The sequence below is a fragment of the Bacillus sp. AF62 genome, assembly GCF_050312695.1.
Taxonomy (GTDB): Bacteria; Bacillota; Bacilli; order Bacillales; family Bacillaceae_G; genus Bacillus_A; species Bacillus_A cereus.
The window spans coordinates 1-15,961 of the sequence record NZ_JBNPJZ010000087.1 but is presented as its reverse complement, the minus strand read 5'-3'; the positions used below and the strand labels follow the sequence as shown (position 1 = coordinate 15,961).

Sequence of the window (15,961 nt, the reverse complement as noted above, 5' to 3'; positions counted from 1 at the left end):
TTCTTTGAGAGAACAAATAAAGGGGTGGAGAGATGAACGGTATTCGTGATGTTGTAAGAGAAGAACAACCACGGGAGCGTTTATTGTTAGAAGGTGCTGGAAGTTTATCAAATCGAGAGCTCCTCGCAGTGTTACTCAGAACAGGTTCTAAAGAAGAAACAGTTTTAAAGTTGTCAGATAAAATTTTACACCAATTTGATGGCTTACGTATGTTGAAAGATGCAACATTAGAAGAGCTAATTAGTATACATGGTATTGGGATTTCAAAGGCATCGCAACTTATGGCAGCCTTTGAGCTAGGCAGAAGAATGGTACGTTTAGAATATCAAAATAGATATAGTATTCGAAGTCCAGAAGATTGTGCAAAATACATGATGGAAGAAATGCGCTTTTTACAACAAGAGCATTTTGTTTGTGTAAATGTAACATAAACACTAATAAAATTCTATATCTAATACTTCTGTAACTCCGCCTTTTTTATCAATTTTGATATTCTCTATGAACATATTCATAAATTGTTTTTTCTCATTAGATGATAAATATGACCAATTACTTTTAATATTATTTATAATTTCTTTTATAGCATTATCATCTATATTTTCGTTTTCATTGGAACTTAAAGATTTCAACTTTTCTTTTATCGATTCTAGCTCTTGTTTCGTTTCTTTCATTCGATTGGCAAACTCTTCATCTGTCAGTAGATCGTTTGACCATGCTTTTTGAAACTTTTCTCTTTGTCGTTCTACTTTAGATAATTGTTTCTTTAAGATATCAATTTCATTGTCTTCTGTTTGGAATTTCGGTACCTGTTTGAATCTATATTTTTCAATGTAATCTAAAAAGGCTACCTCTATTTTTTTCTCACTAGAGGAAAAAATAGAGGTAGCCTTTTTCTTATTTAGAACACAAGCCTGACAACGATATCGATTATGCTCAATATCTTGATTATCTTTTTTTCTATGATACATTACTCTTTCACAAGTTAAATGATTTCCGCAATTGGGGCAAAGTAATTTCATTTGAAAAATGAAGATAGAAGTGGTTTTACGTTTTTTAAAATTTTGGCGACTAGATAGTAGTTGTTGAACCTTCATAAATCTATCTTTCGTAATAATTCCTTGGTGAGCATTCTCTATTATCTCATTAGACCACCTTATCGCTCCGTACATGGCGTGATTAGAGAGAATATCTAATATGGTTGCGTATATGCCATTTATAACCTCTTATGGGCTTAATATAGCCGTCTAAATGGTCGGCGAGTTGTCTGATGGAATAACCCTCTTCAATTTTTCTTACCATATCTAAAACTACTTTGCTTTCTTCTAGATTTATAATTAATTTGCTATACTCATTTTTATCAAATCCAAATGGGGCCTTTGCTGAATATTCTCCTTGGCGAGCCTTTTCTAATTGTCCCATTCTTACACGTTCACCTAAATTTTCTCTTTCCCATTGAGCTAATGCAGCTACAATTGTAATAAACATTCTCCCCATAGCCGTGGAAGTATCATAAACTTCTGTTGCTGATTTAAAAGCACAATTGTATTTATCAAATGTATCTAGTAGTTTGTATAGGTCCATAACAGAACGTGTTAGACGATCTAGACGATAAACTAAAACAGTATTAATTAATCCTTTTTTGATATGTTCTAACATTATGCTTAATTGTGGGCGATTCGTATCCTTTGCTGATACGCCTTCATCTACATAAAATTTAAAATTATCCCAGTCTTGTGCCACGCAATATGCTTTTAGCTTTTCACGTTGAGCTGAAATCGAGAAACCATCTCGTACTTGTTCTTCAGTGCTTACTCTTATATAAATTCCAACAGTCACTATTTATCTCTCCTTTTAAAAAGAGGACAGCTGTACGGGCTGTCCATTAAATTCCTAGCGCTAAAGATTTAATTGATATAGGTATTAGTTTAATGTAGCTACGTACATTACTACTTTACCATGTATTTTTATATTCGCAGCATCTTCATAAGGAACTGTGTAATCAAAGAAACGATTGTCATATGAATCCGGTCGGAATATTAATCGTTTATTTTGCTTATCATTAAAGAAACGTTTTACAGAATAATCACAGCCATTACTAAAAACAACTATGTCATTATCATAAAGTTCCTCTAAAGTAACTTCTTTTACGGCAATCAAAGAGGTATGTGGTATAACTTTATTCATCGAGTCACCATTAACACGGGTCATAAAAATATCTTCTCTGCCTGCCCACTTCCCCATTAATGAATCAGGAATATGTATAGTTTCCAAATCCATTTCTGTCATTCCATCAATTTCTAGAGGTAAACCAGCTGAAATTGCAGTTGGAACATAAGTATATGAAGATTCACGTACTAAAGAAATAGTTGGAGTATTTGGCTTATACACTTCATTTGTTGGTGGGAACAAATCATTAATTGATATATCCAATGCTTGTGCTATTGCAAATAATACATCTTGTTCAGGTTCGTTTGTCCCATTTTCATAAGATGAAATTGTATTATGTTTTTTTCCTATTCGTAATCCTAATTCTTTTTGGGTCATTTTCTTTAGTTTCCTAAAGTTTTTAATTTGTTGACCAACATATTTAGAGATATCTTGTTTCATGAAGTTTCATCTCCTTTCTGGTTCTATTATATCATATTTCATGAAGTTTTAAACTGGAAGTTTCATGAAACAAGAAAAAATAAATAAATTTCATAAAACATGAAAAAATATGTTGAATTATGTCAAAACTTCATGTAATATGAAAATCGTTAGCGAGGAGGTGGGAACATTGCAAGACAAACTAGTAAGGCTACGTATGTATAATATGCTAAATCAACAGGATATGGCAAATTTAATAGGAGTTGATAAAAGAACATATATCAACAAGGAACATGGAGTTACTCAATTTAAAGCGAATGAAATGTTTTTAATCGCTCAAAAGTTTGGAAAAGGAATTGAAGAAATTTTTTTACCAACTAACTTCATAAAACATGAAGTTTTTGAAGTGGATGGTGAGATAAATGGAACGAACTATATTGGATAATCCGCCAAGTGAAGAAACGGCGTTAAAGATGGCCGAGTTTTTTATGAAAACTTCAGTCCCTCGTATTTTAGCAGCTCGTAAGGCTGAACAAGAGAAAAAGGAAGGTGACCAATCATGAACGGAGTATTATCCTCAAGTAAATTAATGAAAGCATCAGATGTTGTAAAAAGATGTGCAGAAATGAGAAATAGTCCAGCGTTATTACTTATTACTGAATTAGAAGCAAAGTGTGAGCTAAGGGAAATGAACCGTAAGGCTTCAATTCGAAGGGATGTGAGTTAAATGAGAAATACGCTAGGTGACTTGAATAATCATTTATTTGCTCAACTCGAGCGTTTAAGTGATGAGGACTTAGTGGGAGATAAATTAGTCGAGGAAATAGAAAGGGCTCGTTCTATAACAAGCGTAGCTAATCAAATCATTTCGAATGGAACTTTAGTGTTAAACGCTCAAAAGTTTCATACAGAATACAAATCAAAGGATCTTACCAAACCAAAAATGTTGGAGGGTTAAAGGATGGCGAAACTTTTTAACGATGAACAAGTGGCTTTTATTCGAGAAAATGCAAAAGGATTGTCTAATCAGGCTCTAACGAACTTAATAAATAAAGAATTTGATTTGAGTATTTCAATAAAACAAATAAAAACATTTAAGAAAATAATAAAATTTCCAGCAGTTTAACTGGCCACTTTGAAAAAGGTCATGTTCCTTTTAATAAGGGTAAAAAAGGCCTTACGAGGGGTGGAGTTGAGACGCAATTTAAAAAAGGACAACAAGCAACAAATTATAAACCAGTCGGTAGTGAACGAATCGATCGTGATGGTTATGTACTAGTCAAGGTTTCAGATAAAGGACCTTGGCACAAACGGTGGAGGCACAAACACAGAGTCTTGTGGGAAAAGGAACATGGTCCCATACCAAAAGAACATTGCCTTATTTTTTTAGACAGCAATAAACAAAATATTATATTGGATAACTTGCAATTAATTACTAGGGCCCAACTGACTCGAATGAATCAGAATCATTTAATATCAAACGATGCTGAACTAACTAAAACAGGTTTAATCATCGCTGAGATTTACAGCAAAATGGGAGAACGTAAGCAGTTTAAATGATGCATATGAAGGGAGGTGAGTTAAATGAAAGAAGTAACGTTAGTTTTTAAATCAGGTGCCAAAGCAAGTTTTACAGTAGAGCAATTTAAAACATTTAAAAATAGCTTTGGATTTTTATCAGGAATTGAATATGAAGGTGCAACTCCGACAGTACCATTACACATTAGTGTGAGTAATATCGATGCAATATTTGTGGAAGACATCGCCAAAAAGGAATCGATTAAGAAAACTGATCATCCAGTTGAAGATTTCTATGGTTGTGAAATTAAGCAAGATGATAGGTATTTTATGTTCGGACAGAATGCCGTACTTGAAGGGAATCTAACAAACTACTTAATTGCGGAACAAAATGTTGAATGCTTTCGAGCTGTATAAAAAGAAAAACCACCTGCGCCAACAGGTGATTTAGAAAAACAAAATTCACAGTCATTATAGCATGAATTGATTTCATGTAAAGGAGCGTTTTATTGATGGATATTAAAATAATCACTGAAAGTGTGCAAGCCATCCACAATGCATATGACAAAGGAATTATCAGTGTTCGTGATAAGCAAGTACATGTAACTCACAAGGTATTTGAATTCTTGCTACAGGAAGCGGAAGTACAACCTATGATAGTAAGTCGCGTATCTAAGGATTATCCTTTTGAAGTTTCTTTTGATAATAACGGTTTTACATATTATTCGCTGTATAGCGCACAGGAAAAGAAAAATAAATTTGGAGGTAATATCGATGAATGCATTACAACAAAATGAATTATTAGAAGTGGACCAATTGCAAGATGCGGAGCAACCATTTGAAATTACGGATATTAATGGCCTGAACTGGGCATTCCGTAAACTATCTGCTCTTAAATCAAAGGAAAAGGAAATTAACCAATTAGCAAATGTTGAACGTGATCGTATTGCTGAATGGGAAAAAGGCGAATTAATTTCCGTCCATAATAGTATCACCTTCTTTGAAAGCCATGTTCAACGTTATCATGCGGAACAACTTGCAGCGGATCCAAAGCAGAAAACGATTAGTACGCCTTATGGTAAATCTAAAACTCGTAAGAGTAAGGAAACGCCGGATAAAGGTGATGAAGCATTACTTTTAGATTATGTCATTCAAAATGACCTTGCTGAGTTCATCAAAAATAGTGTGAAATGGGCCGATTTAAAGAAGACATTGAAAATTGTTCAAATCGGTGATGAAAAAGTTGTTGTAGATGGTGATGGACAAATTGTCCCAGGGGTGACGATTAAGCCTGAGTCCATTTCTTATAGTGTGGAGGTATAAATATGTTGCAAGTAACAGACGCACAACGTGAAAAGCTGAAAGCTTGTATAGCATTATTCGGTGCAAGTGGCGGAGGTAAAACATTAACTTCTTTAATCCTGGCATATGGAATGATGAAAGAAGCTTATCCTGAGTTACCAGAAGAAGAATTGTGGAAGAAGATTGGAGTTATCGATACGGAACATAAACGTTCGCTTCTTTATGCAAACAATACAATTAAAGGTTACAAGATTGGTAGCTTTAAATATGTTGAACTTGATGCACCATATTCTACAGTGCGATACCAACAAGCGATTGAATTATTAAAGAAAAGTGGTTGTGAGGTTGTTATTGCAGATAGTCTTTCACATGCTTGGGAAGGTATCGGAGGTATCTTGGACCAGCAGCAAGATTTAGGTGGCCGTTTTCAAGATTGGAAAACAATGAAGCCGGTTATTAAAGAGTTTATTAAATCACTTACAGAAAATGATGTTCATATTATCGCTACGTTACGTACTAAGCAAGAATATCAAGCTGAGCGTGATGATAATGATAAGCTTCAAATTCGTAAGTTAGGATTAAAACCAATTCAGAAAGATGATTTGGAGTACGAATTCATGATTGTTCTACGTATGGAGCAAAATCATACAGCTACACCAACTAAGGATAATTCTAATTTAATAAATGAAAATGGTGAATTAATTAAGCCAGAGCATGGTGCAATCATTTATAAATGGTTAGAACTTGGTGTGGATGTGAGAGCGGAACAAGAGAATGAAAGAAATGCTCTTATTGCAAAAATTATAGAAATTGTTGAATCCAGTGATGAAGCAGCGAAGATGCTAGATGAAATTGAGTTTAAAACAAAACAAAAACTCCAAGATTTCAATCTTAAATATTTAAATGCTGCTTTAGATAGATTACAAGTTTTTAACAACAAGGAGGAAAAATAATGTTTACAGTAGATCATGAACAAGCTAAAGGATTTGAACAAGTTAAGCCAGGAGAATATGAGGTAACAGTTGTTAATTATGAATTAAAAAAAGCTGAATCAGGAAACAACATGATTGTTGTGGATTATGAAATTCGTAGTGATGTAGACCAAGAATTCCAAGGACAAAAGCTCTTATTCGATAATTTTGTTGTAACTGAAAAATCAATGTGGAGATTACAAGCGATTTCTAAAGCTGCAGCTTTTCCAACAGGAATGAAATTTGCTTCTTATAAAGAATGGGCAGATACACTTTTAACTAAACATCTTCGTGTAGTAGTAGGTGAGCGTGAATATAACGGTAAAAAATATCCGCAAGTAAATGGATTTAAAGAATCAGAAGCATCGGCTCCAAATACTGCATTTACAATTACGAATGAGGATGTCCCATTCTAAAAGTTAATTAACAAGATTCAAATAGGAGGGAGCTACTAACGGCTCCCTTTTCCAAAGGGAGAAAATCAAATGAGATATAAATTTAATCAAATACCGGCAGAGCTTAAAAACACTCCTCATTGGATCTTATGGCGGTCAGAAGTAAGAAATGGTAAGAAAACAAAAGTTCCTTATCAAATCAATGGGGAAATGGCTCAATCAAATAATAAACGGAGCTGGTCAACGTTTCCGACGATCATAAAATTCTATGAACAAGGAGATTATGATGGAATTGGATTCATGTTTTCAAAGGACGATCCATTCATTGGAATAGATATTGACCATTGTATGCAGGAAGGTGCTCTTACAAGTTTAGCTGAGGATGTTATTGAAATTGTAAATAGTTACACGGAATACTCACCAAGTGGTGATGGTATCCACATCATTGCAAAAGGTAAGCTGCCATTAAAAGGACCAGGTACAGGGCGGAAAAATGTTGATCTCGGATTAGAAGTATACAGGCATGGAAGGTATTTTACTTTCACCGGTGATTGCCTGGATCAAGTCCCTGTGGAGGATAGAACGGATGAATTAAAAGTTTTATTTGAGAAGTATTTGAAAGAAAAGCCAAAGCCTGAAAAGAAACAAAGTACTACTTCATTTGAACGAGAAAATATTACTAGTTTATCGAATACAGAATTATGGGAGCGAATGTTTGATAGTAAAAGCGGTGCAGCTATTAAAGATTTATTCCAGGGGATTTTGATAAATGGTGGCCACTCTTCAACTGATATGGCCTTATGTAATCATTTAGCATTTTGGACGGATAAAGATGCTACAAAGATGGATTCAATGTTTAGAGAGTCTTCCTTACTTCGTGAGAAGTGGGATAAACCACATTCAAGTGATGGTCGTACATATGGTCAAATGACAATTGATACAGCAATTCTTTCTACGCCTTCCACAATAGCTGATTATGAACCGCCCGAAGAGAAAAAGTATGAGGTTTATATTTCCGATAATTCAATTGAAGATACTGAGGAAATTATCGATGAAGTACCAAAGTTTCATTTAACTGAGTTAGGAAACGCAGAACGTATTGCATATTATCACGGCGAGAATGTTCGCTATTGTAATGAATTGGAATGGCTTATATGGAACGGTAAGCATTGGCATGAGGATAGTAAGAGACAAATTGAAGCTATCACAGCCAAAACGTTGAGAGCCATATATGGGGAAGCAAAGGCTACAGAAGATAAATATCAATCAAAGTTACTACATGATTGGGCAAAGAAATGTGAAAGACGGTCAATTAGAATAAATAGCATATTGGATGTAAGACCGATGGTGTCAGTGAAAAAGAAAGAATTAGATGCTCATAACTTTTTATTTAACTGTGATAACGGAGTTGTCGATTTAAAGACCGGTGAATTATTACCACATGACCGTGACTTGTTATTAACAAAGATTTCTCCAATCAAGTATGAAAGAAATTCTGAGTGTCCAAACTGGAAAGCTTTCTTGGAAAGTATTTTTAAAACACCTGCAGGTGAACTGGATCAAGAATTAATTAATTACCTGCAGAAAGCAATTGGTTATTCATTAACTGGTGTAACGAAAGAGCAAGTAATGTTTTTCTTATTCGGTAATGGCCGTAATGGTAAGTCTACTTTTATTAATATCATTCAGGATCTACTTGGTGATTATGGAAGACAGACAAACAGTGACACTTTCTTAAAAAAGAGAAATGATTCAGGAATCAATAACGATGTGGCTAGATTAGATGGAGCACGTTTTGTATCAGCGGTTGAAAGTGAAGAGGGACAACAATTATCTGAAGCCCTGGTTAAACAAATCACTGGTGGAGAGAAAATGTCAGCTCGCTTCTTACGTCAGGAATACTTTGAATTTACACCAGAGTTTAAAGTGTTTTTCACTACCAATCATAAACCAATTGTAAAAGGTTCAGATGAAGGTATATGGAGAAGGATTATGCTTATTCCATTTACCGTAACGATACCAAAAGACAAGATTGATTATGATCTGCCTGATAAATTAGCAAAAGAAATGCCAGGCGTTTTACGGTGGGCTGTGGAAGGATGCATGAAGTGGCAGGCTGAAGGGTTGCGCGCTCCTGAAGCCGTGAAGGCAGCAACAGCTGAATATCGTGAAGACATGGATATATTAGGACCATTTATTGATGAAAATTGTACGGTTCATTCTACGGCGCAAATTGAAGCGAAATCACTTTATGAAAGTTATACCAAGTGGTGCTATCAAAATAACGAATTGGAATTAAAAAACCGTGCTTTTTATCGTCAATTAGAAGTTCGTGGGTTTAAAAAAGAAAAAGGTACAGGAAATAAAAACTTCATTATTGGAATTACATTAAATAAACTTGCTGGTTCAAATTTATTTTCAACTGAGAATGAAGATAAAAACAACGTAACTCCTATAAATAGGAAAAAACTTTAAGTCAGAGTTACTAAAGAGTTACTTAATTATTTTTTTAGTAACTCGTATAAACGTTGATATAACAATGTTTGTAGATAAATAGTTACTTAAGTTACTGAGTTTCCTATATCGGCTCTTAAGAAAATAAATAAATAAAAAAATAATATATATATAGGACTTTAATAGAAAAACGGGTAACTTTAGTAACTTTGATAACTAAATAACGCTTAAACCCTTGATACGACTGGATTTAAGCGAGTTACTTTTTAAATAACTTAGTAACTATTTAGTAACTTGTTAAAAAAGAGGTGTAATATGCATCCAAAACAAATATGTGCTGATGTTCAATCGATGGGAGCGAAGCTCGTTCTTGATGGGAATGATTTATATATTGAGAACCATGAAAAGGTTGCTCCTGAAATTGAATCAGTTATTAAAGAATATAAGCTACGGATTATTAAATATTTACAAGGTAATTATTCGGACCAAGATTATGCAGTAAAACAAACGATAGATAAACTTATTAATTTTTTTATCGGTGTTGAGCAAGACATGAACCCAAAAATAAATGATTGGTTCAATCATGATGAAGCGGCTGCAAGGTTAGTCATGGAGTTAACGTTAAACTTTTCGCTTAATGGTTGGTTATATGTAAAAGAATCTGTGGCCAACTATGAAAATAAAGTAACGGACGAGCTTTCACAAGCAATATTCAATCGTGCAATGTTGCATTCTAGGAAGGTGAAATAAATGCCAGCAATTCATTATCGATATTCAGAAAAAGAATTGAAGGAAATATTGGATACATTGGAAATCATGGTAGATACAAGAGAACAGAAAAACCAACACGTACTTGATTATTTCCGCAAAAAGAATGTTCCATTCAGACTTAGAAAAATTGATACTGCCGACTATTCAGCGGTAATTCCTAAGAACCCTGAGATGGGCATTACACGAGATATTTATTTAAGTGCTGGGGTAGAGCGTAAAAATGTTATAGATGAATTAATTCAATCAATTAAAGATCGTACAAGATTTGAAAATGAATTGATTCGTGCCGCTAAACATCCATTTGTTCTACTTGTGGAAGATTTACAAGGATACCAGAAAATATTGAAGGGTGAGTATATAAGTCAATACAAACCAGAAGCCTTGCTTGGTAGTTTAAAAACATTTGAAGTGCGATATGGCTTTTCAACAGTGTTTATTGAGCCTGCTACAACCGGTAACTACATATATCATCATTTCTTATATATGGCTCGTGAGTATCTGAAGAAGGGAGTCATATAAATAATGATTTATTCTCGTGAAGAACAAGAAACCATATTGGTTTTTGACTATAGCACAGGTCAGTGGAACGTTTACTCTACTGTTTCTAAACACATTCGAAAACTTAGTAATCTATGTGAATTACAAACCTTAGAAGAAGAGGATGGAAGGCCAACGGCTGTAAAAGGTGTTCTTCAAGAAAAACAAGTAGCAATGAAAAATTTACGAGTGATGACAGAAGAACAAAGACAGAAAGCGGCTGAAAGACTTTCTAAGGCTAGAAACGCTGTAATTAATAACGAAAAATAACATTGAACATTCAATAAGGTCTAATTGGTTTATTTTAAACTGAACAACAAAAAACGATTATTAATAGGGGGATTTATCAATGGCAAAAGTACAACTTAATCAAAAGGAACAACATTGTGCAGATACACGTGAAGAGGCGGAGGAAATTATTTCAACTGCTAAAGAAAATGACAACCTTCAAATGCACAAAATCGCAGAGAAATTTAACAAATACGGTCAGTATTTCTTGATTGATTTAACTTTCGCTTATCAAACTCCTAAAGAAGTAATGGAGAGTCGTCCACAAAGTGATGATGTTCCAGAAGGACAAATGAGTTTTGAAGAGCCACATGAAGGCGTAGAGTACAGTGTTAAACCAGATGGAACAACGGAAGTTGCTTCTGGTCAGTTGAAGATTGTTGATGATGAAAAAGTTGCTGAATAAATAACTGTCCTGGGCTTCGGCTCAGGATATCACTTATAAATTGAAAGGATGTAATTAAAAATGGCTAATACTGTGGTGGATCTAACTGAATTATTTACAATGCAAAAGGCACTTGATGATGATATTAAATCAAAACATAAAAAGAACTATCTTCGCTATGACATGATGTTTAATAAAGCTTATGCATTAAAAAATGAAGTAAATGAAGCATGGAACGTAACAAATGCTTTCAAGATGTGGTCAACAAAATTTGAACAGCCGAAAGAATCATTATTAGAAGAAATGGTTGATATCCTTCATTTCTGGTTATCTGTTGTAATGGATTTCAAACTGGAAAAAATAATGTACAGAGTTCGAATTACAGGCAGTAAAATTAACGGTTTTAATAAAGCTTTCTTCCATATGGATAAGAACGTTAATTATCTAATTGGAAAAGTGGAGTTCAAAGATAAAGCTGGTGCAAAGGGTCCGTTATTAGGAATTATGGATTTATTCTATAAAACAATTATATTTGCTGGGTTTACATGGGATGACGTGATTCGAATGTATAAGGAAAAGAATGAAGAGAATTTTAATAGATTAGCGGTTGGATATTAATAAAATTTTCATTTCGCCGAAAAAACGGCTTTTCAGATTGAGAAAAAACTAAGTTGTTTTTCTTTCTTAATATATTTGGTCAGGTAGATGGCAAAACGTCTTATAAAGGAAAATAAACGTGTTTTACGAGATTTAGAGTTTCTTAGTAGAAATGAGGGACGATAAAGTGAGTTATTTACAACAAATTAACGAAATAGCATCTAAATTACCTTTACCAGTACTGGAAGATATCAATAATCGTATAAGAGATTGGATTGTAAGTGGTGGTAATGAGGATGATGAATATATTGGCCAACAATTATGATTTGCTCAAAACTATTTGAAAGTGCATGGTGATAGCGATGAACAATCATAAGAAAAAGAAATTAAAGAAACGTCTTGCTAGACGTGCAAAAGAGTTTGATAAATCCAGAACTAATAAAGCTTGGAGAAACATCTTTGTACAAGCTGGTATTTTGAAATAGATTGTGGAATGCTGAAGGAAAGTAGGTGAATCATCATTTTTGACTGGCTGAAAGATTATCAGAAATTAGAGGAACGAATCGCATACTTAGATTACAACTTAGATAAAACAAAAGCTGAATTAAAACGCTGGATCAGTGGTGATTTGCGAGAAGTACGTTTAACTGCTGAATCGGAAGGTGCAAAGGTTGAGGAACGTATTGAATCAATTGAATATGAGCTAGCACATAAGATGAACGATATGTATACATTGAAAAAGTTAATTCGTACATTTAAAGGATTGGAAAATAAAATTGCATATTATAAGTATGTGGAAGGTATGACATTAGAAAAGATTGCTGAACATCTAAATTACAGTTCGCAATATATCTATAATAAACATGCTGCTATGAGAGAGAAGGTTGAGTACTCAAATAGAACTTAACATTTACTTAAGGTAAGGTATCATTATATAAACCATTGAAAATATGAATTATAGTAATAACATAAGATTTTGACGAGAGAGTAACTGATGTATAGTTACTCTTTTTTAGTACATCTGAATTTATCTCTTGGTACAGGTAATATATATGATTCTTGTTCTTTCTTTTTTCAGTTAGAGTAATTCTATGTATATGTGTATAAGAGAGGCAGAAGTTGATGCGAGTGAAAAAGGATATGTTAACACAATGGAAAGCAGATTTTCAGGCTATTCAAGAGGAAAAAAGAAGGAAGAAAAAGAATAAAAAATATAATATTTCGGGTCGTACAGCTGACTGTATGAATAGAGAAGATACGTATTATAAAAAGAATGGGGTATGGAAGCAAAAGAAGAAATAAGTCTGAAGACTGGATGATGAATTGTAAAAGTAAAAACGGGTGAAGGAATGAAGAATGCCAGAATAAAAAGTGTGGTGGGTTTATTCTATCTAGATGTAAGGTATCCTGTGCATTCTTCAACCTTCGGAATAGAAATGGGAGGAAGAATGACGGATATCATTTGGTACGATACACGAGTGGGTATAAGCACATGCAGTGCACCAATTTGATGGTAGGTTCTTCCTCCATTTGTATTATGGACTTTGAATGGGTTTTTAATACCAATAAAAATGAATCAATAAAAAAAAGGCGAATGAAATCGCTTCTTCTTTACATGGGTACCAAGAAATGCAATAGAGCGTGTTCATATACTATATTATAACCTTGGTTATGTAAAAAAACGAGTACGTGTGCCAGCGTACCCATTTTTTTGAATTTACAGTCACTATTACTGTTATGTGTGTGAGTCATGAACAAATAATAGTTCGAAAAGTAAGGGTTCAAGATAATATATGTAAATGAGTTGGGAATGGAACTAAAGGACAAAACAAATATGGTTTTTAAAACCAAAAAATATCGATATTCTTATCATATGACGTTAATTGCACGTTTATTTTTTTATTTATTTACCAAAAATATAGAACTTTTTAAAGGGATAAGCATATATTAAAGTGTAGGACAACACCTATTGATGGTGCTTTTTCTAGAAACCTTCCTTTCGATATAGATTATGTAAGAGCGGCCATTCTTTGGTAGCTCTCTTTTTCTTTAAATTAAATAGATTCATGCTCATTTTGGATGGAGTATGGAAAATAAAAGAACAGCCAAATTATGTTGTGATACATAATTTGGCTGTTCAGTGTGTGAATAGATAGTGAAAAACATAAATGCCTTCGTAGGGGGAAGGATTATGTTTGACTGTAATTTTATACTAGCATGGATTTGTTAATAAAGTAATCTAAGAAATGGCATGTAATAAGGGTAAAATAAAGTTGGATGAAGAGCGACTGTATGATGATAAAGAGGAACTTTATGAATTGAGATACAAGCACGCTCGTCATCCATCTAAATGGAAAAGCTGAAGGGGAACATATGTATTTGATGCCATAGGGTGTTGTAAGAATGAAATATGAAAAAGAGAGTATCTTTACATATGTTTTTCATTCGTACTCTTAGTATAGGAAGTGGTTTGGGTTTTTATACCAATTAAGTATACGAGTTAAAGCATCCATTCGGGTGCTTTATTTTGGATAAGGAGTGAGAACAAATGAAACTAACTAAACAGGAACAGGCGGTTGCGATTGGTACATTCATTTCACTGTTAGGGCAAGAGCTTGTAAATGAGCGTATTGATAAACGGAAACTAGAGAGTGTAATTCCCATTTTTAATGAATTGGAAGATAACACAACACCAAAGCAAAGAAGAGAAGCGATGGTTAGTTTGTTAGATAAAACTATAGATGAACTTCTGAAGGAATAATAAAAAAAGCACAGTTACCGTATCAATTGTGGATGATAAGTAACTGTGCAAATAGAGAAACAGGAAGGTTTGATATAACTTGTATGTGATATCAAATATGATTAAGAGATTATTATTATAACATGAGGAATATACAATGGAATTGACAAAAATGTCCTTGGCAAGGACAACATGAGAGAAGATACTACAGTATGGATGGAAGTCTATTTCCTGTTAGGAAACCTAAATATGTAAAGAATGGAAAAGGAATAAAGAACGACTGTATAATTGTAACAAAAGAAAATATGGTTTAGTTTTAATGTGAATTACACAGTACGTTCCTTATCCTTCATGAAGTGACTGAAAGGATGAAGCACATACATATTCATACATTTCAAAGATGTAGAATAGCTAGTTGGGGTCATTCAATGTACAAAGCCGTAGTGAAAGTCCTTCATCCGCTTTTATTATTTGTTAATTTTGGTTTTATATACCAATAAAAATGAATATAAATTAGCAAATGCCCAAATGGTATGTGAATGAGAACAGATAAGACGAGGAGTGGAGAAGATGAAAAATATTGAAACAGAGGTACAAAAGAAGATTGATGCGCTCGGTCTAAGTCCTTTGGACGATATAATTTATCATAGATATTTTAAAAATCGAACTGTAGTAGAAATGGATGAACTTCAGTTTAAATATTATAAAATGTATGGGCAACAACCTATGTTCTATTCAATGACTCATCTTGCGGATTCGACAATCGAAGAATTAGTAAAGAATGATGAAAAGAATCAAAAGCAATTCAATCCTTCTTTTTTTATAAGATTAAAAAGAAGGGTTGATAGATGGTTGTTCAGAGGAGTAGTTCGAAAGTAGAGTGGTAAAAGGGGAATGAAAGAATATAAAACAAAACAACAAAAGCGTAAGTTCTATGACAGTGGTGAGTGGAAGAGCATACGTGAACAAGTAAAGAAGAGAGACAACTATGAATGCCAAGAGTGTAAGCGCAATGGTAGCGTTCGTGTGGACACCAATGAATACAGTGAGAGTGCAAAGCGTAAGAAGATTCAACTCGTTGTCCATCATATCAAAGAGCTTGAGCATCATCCAGCACTTGCATTAGAAATAGATAATTTAGAAACAGTCTGTGTGGATTGCCACAATAAAGAACACGGTAGAACATTCAAAAAGAAAATCAACAAATGGGAACACGATGAAAAGTGGTAAAAATGATTCGATAATAACACCCCCCCCTTAAAATATTTCATCAAAAAATGCTCTAAGGGGCACCGGAGGAGGGGGTTAACTGTCAGGTTTTTTTCAAAATTACGCACGTTAGGGGGGTGGTGACTGTGAAGAACAAAGCGAAAGTAAAAAGAGAACTATTAAATCGAATAGATGAAGAAAATAGCAT

General features: G+C 33.7%; 25 protein-coding genes and 2 pseudogenes. 25 read left to right on the top strand and 2 right to left on the bottom strand.

Annotated elements, in window-relative coordinates:
- Window positions 1-32: 32 nt before the first annotated feature.
- Window positions 33-419: pseudogene (locus ACQRBL_RS22320) on the top strand (UPF0758 domain-containing protein); the annotation flags it as partial.
- Between the two features lie 15 nt (window positions 420-434).
- Here the strand turns inward: ACQRBL_RS22320 and ACQRBL_RS22315 are convergent.
- Window positions 435-1,836: pseudogene (locus ACQRBL_RS22315) on the bottom strand (recombinase family protein).
- Between the two features lie 84 nt (window positions 1,837-1,920).
- Window positions 1,921-2,607: a helix-turn-helix domain-containing protein gene (locus ACQRBL_RS22310; protein ID WP_411996247.1), complete on the bottom strand. Its 687-nt coding sequence runs from the start codon at window positions 2,605-2,607 to the stop codon at window positions 1,921-1,923.
- Window positions 2,608-2,776: 169 nt separating this feature from the next.
- On the opposite strand from ACQRBL_RS22310, the gene ACQRBL_RS22305 reads away from it, so the two are divergent.
- The 24 genes from ACQRBL_RS22305 (at window position 2,777) to ACQRBL_RS22190 (ending at window position 15,774) form a co-directional block, all read left to right on the top strand.
- A complete protein-coding gene (locus tag ACQRBL_RS22305) occupies window positions 2,777-3,031 on the top strand; it encodes a helix-turn-helix transcriptional regulator (RefSeq protein ID WP_411996246.1) in 255 nt (84 codons plus the stop codon).
- Window positions 3,009-3,149 (top strand): hypothetical protein, encoded by a 141-nt coding sequence (locus tag ACQRBL_RS22300; protein WP_002145541.1) that lies wholly within the window; start codon window positions 3,009-3,011, stop codon window positions 3,147-3,149. The genes ACQRBL_RS22305 and ACQRBL_RS22300 overlap by 23 nt, the downstream gene beginning before the upstream one ends.
- A complete protein-coding gene (locus ACQRBL_RS22295) occupies window positions 3,146-3,313 on the top strand; it encodes a hypothetical protein (RefSeq protein ID WP_411996245.1) in 168 nt (55 codons plus the stop codon). Before ACQRBL_RS22300 ends, ACQRBL_RS22295 begins: the two co-directional genes overlap by 4 nt.
- A complete protein-coding gene (locus ACQRBL_RS22290; protein ID WP_098213900.1) occupies window positions 3,314-3,544 on the top strand; it encodes a hypothetical protein in 231 nt (76 codons plus the stop codon).
- A gap of 3 nt (window positions 3,545-3,547) precedes the next feature.
- Window positions 3,548-3,712, top strand: a complete 165-nt coding sequence (locus ACQRBL_RS22285) for a hypothetical protein (RefSeq protein WP_411996244.1) — start codon at window positions 3,548-3,550, stop codon at window positions 3,710-3,712.
- Window positions 3,713-3,921: 209 nt separating this feature from the next.
- Window positions 3,922-4,146, top strand: coding sequence for an HNH endonuclease signature motif containing protein (locus ACQRBL_RS22280; RefSeq protein ID WP_411996243.1), 225 nt, complete (start codon window positions 3,922-3,924; stop codon window positions 4,144-4,146).
- 24 nt (window positions 4,147-4,170) lie between these two features.
- Window positions 4,171-4,521, top strand: coding sequence for a YqaI family protein (locus ACQRBL_RS22275; protein WP_411996242.1), 351 nt, complete (start codon window positions 4,171-4,173; stop codon window positions 4,519-4,521).
- Window positions 4,522-4,616: 95 nt separating this feature from the next.
- A complete protein-coding gene (locus tag ACQRBL_RS22270) occupies window positions 4,617-4,901 on the top strand; it encodes a hypothetical protein (protein WP_411996241.1) in 285 nt (94 codons plus the stop codon).
- Window positions 4,879-5,427, top strand: a complete 549-nt coding sequence (locus ACQRBL_RS22265) for a host-nuclease inhibitor Gam family protein (protein ID WP_411996240.1) — start codon at window positions 4,879-4,881, stop codon at window positions 5,425-5,427. The genes ACQRBL_RS22270 and ACQRBL_RS22265 overlap by 23 nt, the downstream gene beginning before the upstream one ends.
- A gap of 2 nt (window positions 5,428-5,429) precedes the next feature.
- On the top strand, window positions 5,430-6,359 hold the full coding sequence (locus ACQRBL_RS22260) for an AAA family ATPase (protein WP_411996239.1): 930 nt from the start codon (window positions 5,430-5,432) through the stop codon (window positions 6,357-6,359).
- The gene (locus ACQRBL_RS22255; protein WP_411996238.1) at window positions 6,359-6,793 is read left to right on the top strand and encodes a DUF669 domain-containing protein; all 435 of its coding nucleotides are present in this window, start codon (window positions 6,359-6,361) and stop codon (window positions 6,791-6,793) included. Before ACQRBL_RS22260 ends, ACQRBL_RS22255 begins: the two co-directional genes overlap by 1 nt.
- Window positions 6,794-6,862: 69 nt before the next feature.
- The gene (locus ACQRBL_RS22250; RefSeq protein ID WP_411996237.1) at window positions 6,863-9,247 is read left to right on the top strand and encodes a phage/plasmid primase, P4 family; all 2,385 of its coding nucleotides are present in this window, start codon (window positions 6,863-6,865) and stop codon (window positions 9,245-9,247) included.
- A 294-nt stretch (window positions 9,248-9,541) separates the two neighbouring features.
- Complete coding sequence (locus tag ACQRBL_RS22245; protein WP_144641285.1) at window positions 9,542-9,976, top strand: hypothetical protein; 435 nt, start codon at window positions 9,542-9,544, stop codon at window positions 9,974-9,976.
- Window positions 9,977-10,516, top strand: coding sequence for an ERCC4 domain-containing protein (locus ACQRBL_RS22240; RefSeq protein WP_411996236.1), 540 nt, complete (start codon window positions 9,977-9,979; stop codon window positions 10,514-10,516).
- 3 nt (window positions 10,517-10,519) lie between these two features.
- On the top strand, window positions 10,520-10,804 hold the full coding sequence (locus tag ACQRBL_RS22235) for a hypothetical protein (RefSeq protein WP_144641279.1): 285 nt from the start codon (window positions 10,520-10,522) through the stop codon (window positions 10,802-10,804).
- A gap of 79 nt (window positions 10,805-10,883) precedes the next feature.
- Window positions 10,884-11,228 carry an organic solvent tolerance protein OstA gene (locus tag ACQRBL_RS22230; protein WP_144641276.1) on the top strand — a complete coding sequence of 115 codons (345 nt, stop codon included), beginning with the start codon at window positions 10,884-10,886 and terminating at the stop codon, window positions 11,226-11,228.
- Between the two features lie 60 nt (window positions 11,229-11,288).
- Complete coding sequence (locus tag ACQRBL_RS22225; protein ID WP_144641273.1) at window positions 11,289-11,825, top strand: dUTP diphosphatase; 537 nt, start codon at window positions 11,289-11,291, stop codon at window positions 11,823-11,825.
- Between the two features lie 166 nt (window positions 11,826-11,991).
- Window positions 11,992-12,129: a DUF6877 family protein gene (locus tag ACQRBL_RS22220; RefSeq protein WP_392389084.1), complete on the top strand. Its 138-nt coding sequence runs from the start codon at window positions 11,992-11,994 to the stop codon at window positions 12,127-12,129.
- Window positions 12,130-12,166: 37 nt separating this feature from the next.
- A complete protein-coding gene (locus ACQRBL_RS22215; protein WP_144641270.1) occupies window positions 12,167-12,289 on the top strand; it encodes a DUF3983 domain-containing protein in 123 nt (40 codons plus the stop codon).
- Window positions 12,290-12,324: 35 nt separating this feature from the next.
- A complete protein-coding gene (locus tag ACQRBL_RS22210) occupies window positions 12,325-12,711 on the top strand; it encodes a hypothetical protein (protein ID WP_144641267.1) in 387 nt (128 codons plus the stop codon).
- A gap of 215 nt (window positions 12,712-12,926) precedes the next feature.
- Window positions 12,927-13,106, top strand: a complete 180-nt coding sequence (locus tag ACQRBL_RS22205) for a hypothetical protein (protein WP_144641264.1) — start codon at window positions 12,927-12,929, stop codon at window positions 13,104-13,106.
- Between the two features lie 1,246 nt (window positions 13,107-14,352).
- Window positions 14,353-14,565, top strand: coding sequence for a hypothetical protein (locus ACQRBL_RS22200; protein WP_144641261.1), 213 nt, complete (start codon window positions 14,353-14,355; stop codon window positions 14,563-14,565).
- A gap of 549 nt (window positions 14,566-15,114) precedes the next feature.
- Window positions 15,115-15,423: a hydrolase gene (locus tag ACQRBL_RS22195; RefSeq protein ID WP_144641257.1), complete on the top strand. Its 309-nt coding sequence runs from the start codon at window positions 15,115-15,117 to the stop codon at window positions 15,421-15,423.
- Between the two features lie 15 nt (window positions 15,424-15,438).
- A complete protein-coding gene (locus ACQRBL_RS22190; RefSeq protein ID WP_144641254.1) occupies window positions 15,439-15,774 on the top strand; it encodes an HNH endonuclease in 336 nt (111 codons plus the stop codon).
- The last annotated feature ends 187 nt before the right edge of the window (window positions 15,775-15,961 follow it).

Bases quoted from the DNA above. Each gene is read 5' to 3' on its own strand.
- ACQRBL_RS22310 (WP_411996247.1), bottom strand. From the start codon at position 2,607: ATGAAACAAGATATCTCTAAATATGTTGGTCAACAAATTAAAAACTTT.
- ACQRBL_RS22300 (WP_002145541.1), top strand. From the start codon at position 3,009: ATGGAACGAACTATATTGGATAATCCGCCAAGTGAAGAAACGGCGTTA.
- ACQRBL_RS22295 (WP_411996245.1), top strand. From the start codon at position 3,146: ATGAACGGAGTATTATCCTCAAGTAAATTAATGAAAGCATCAGATGTT.
- ACQRBL_RS22290 (WP_098213900.1), top strand. From the start codon at position 3,314: ATGAGAAATACGCTAGGTGACTTGAATAATCATTTATTTGCTCAACTC.
- ACQRBL_RS22285 (WP_411996244.1), top strand. From the start codon at position 3,548: ATGGCGAAACTTTTTAACGATGAACAAGTGGCTTTTATTCGAGAAAAT.
- ACQRBL_RS22275 (WP_411996242.1), top strand. From the start codon at position 4,171: ATGAAAGAAGTAACGTTAGTTTTTAAATCAGGTGCCAAAGCAAGTTTT.
- ACQRBL_RS22270 (WP_411996241.1), top strand. From the start codon at position 4,617: ATGGATATTAAAATAATCACTGAAAGTGTGCAAGCCATCCACAATGCA.
- ACQRBL_RS22265 (WP_411996240.1), top strand. From the start codon at position 4,879: ATGAATGCATTACAACAAAATGAATTATTAGAAGTGGACCAATTGCAA.
- ACQRBL_RS22260 (WP_411996239.1), top strand. From the start codon at position 5,430: ATGTTGCAAGTAACAGACGCACAACGTGAAAAGCTGAAAGCTTGTATA.
- ACQRBL_RS22255 (WP_411996238.1), top strand. From the start codon at position 6,359: ATGTTTACAGTAGATCATGAACAAGCTAAAGGATTTGAACAAGTTAAG.
- ACQRBL_RS22250 (WP_411996237.1), top strand. From the start codon at position 6,863: ATGAGATATAAATTTAATCAAATACCGGCAGAGCTTAAAAACACTCCT.
- ACQRBL_RS22245 (WP_144641285.1), top strand. From the start codon at position 9,542: ATGCATCCAAAACAAATATGTGCTGATGTTCAATCGATGGGAGCGAAG.
- ACQRBL_RS22240 (WP_411996236.1), top strand. From the start codon at position 9,977: ATGCCAGCAATTCATTATCGATATTCAGAAAAAGAATTGAAGGAAATA.
- ACQRBL_RS22235 (WP_144641279.1), top strand. From the start codon at position 10,520: ATGATTTATTCTCGTGAAGAACAAGAAACCATATTGGTTTTTGACTAT.
- ACQRBL_RS22230 (WP_144641276.1), top strand. From the start codon at position 10,884: ATGGCAAAAGTACAACTTAATCAAAAGGAACAACATTGTGCAGATACA.
- ACQRBL_RS22225 (WP_144641273.1), top strand. From the start codon at position 11,289: ATGGCTAATACTGTGGTGGATCTAACTGAATTATTTACAATGCAAAAG.
- ACQRBL_RS22215 (WP_144641270.1), top strand. From the start codon at position 12,167: ATGAACAATCATAAGAAAAAGAAATTAAAGAAACGTCTTGCTAGACGT.
- ACQRBL_RS22205 (WP_144641264.1), top strand. From the start codon at position 12,927: ATGCGAGTGAAAAAGGATATGTTAACACAATGGAAAGCAGATTTTCAG.
- ACQRBL_RS22200 (WP_144641261.1), top strand. From the start codon at position 14,353: ATGAAACTAACTAAACAGGAACAGGCGGTTGCGATTGGTACATTCATT.
- ACQRBL_RS22195 (WP_144641257.1), top strand. From the start codon at position 15,115: ATGAAAAATATTGAAACAGAGGTACAAAAGAAGATTGATGCGCTCGGT.
- ACQRBL_RS22190 (WP_144641254.1), top strand. From the start codon at position 15,439: ATGAAAGAATATAAAACAAAACAACAAAAGCGTAAGTTCTATGACAGT.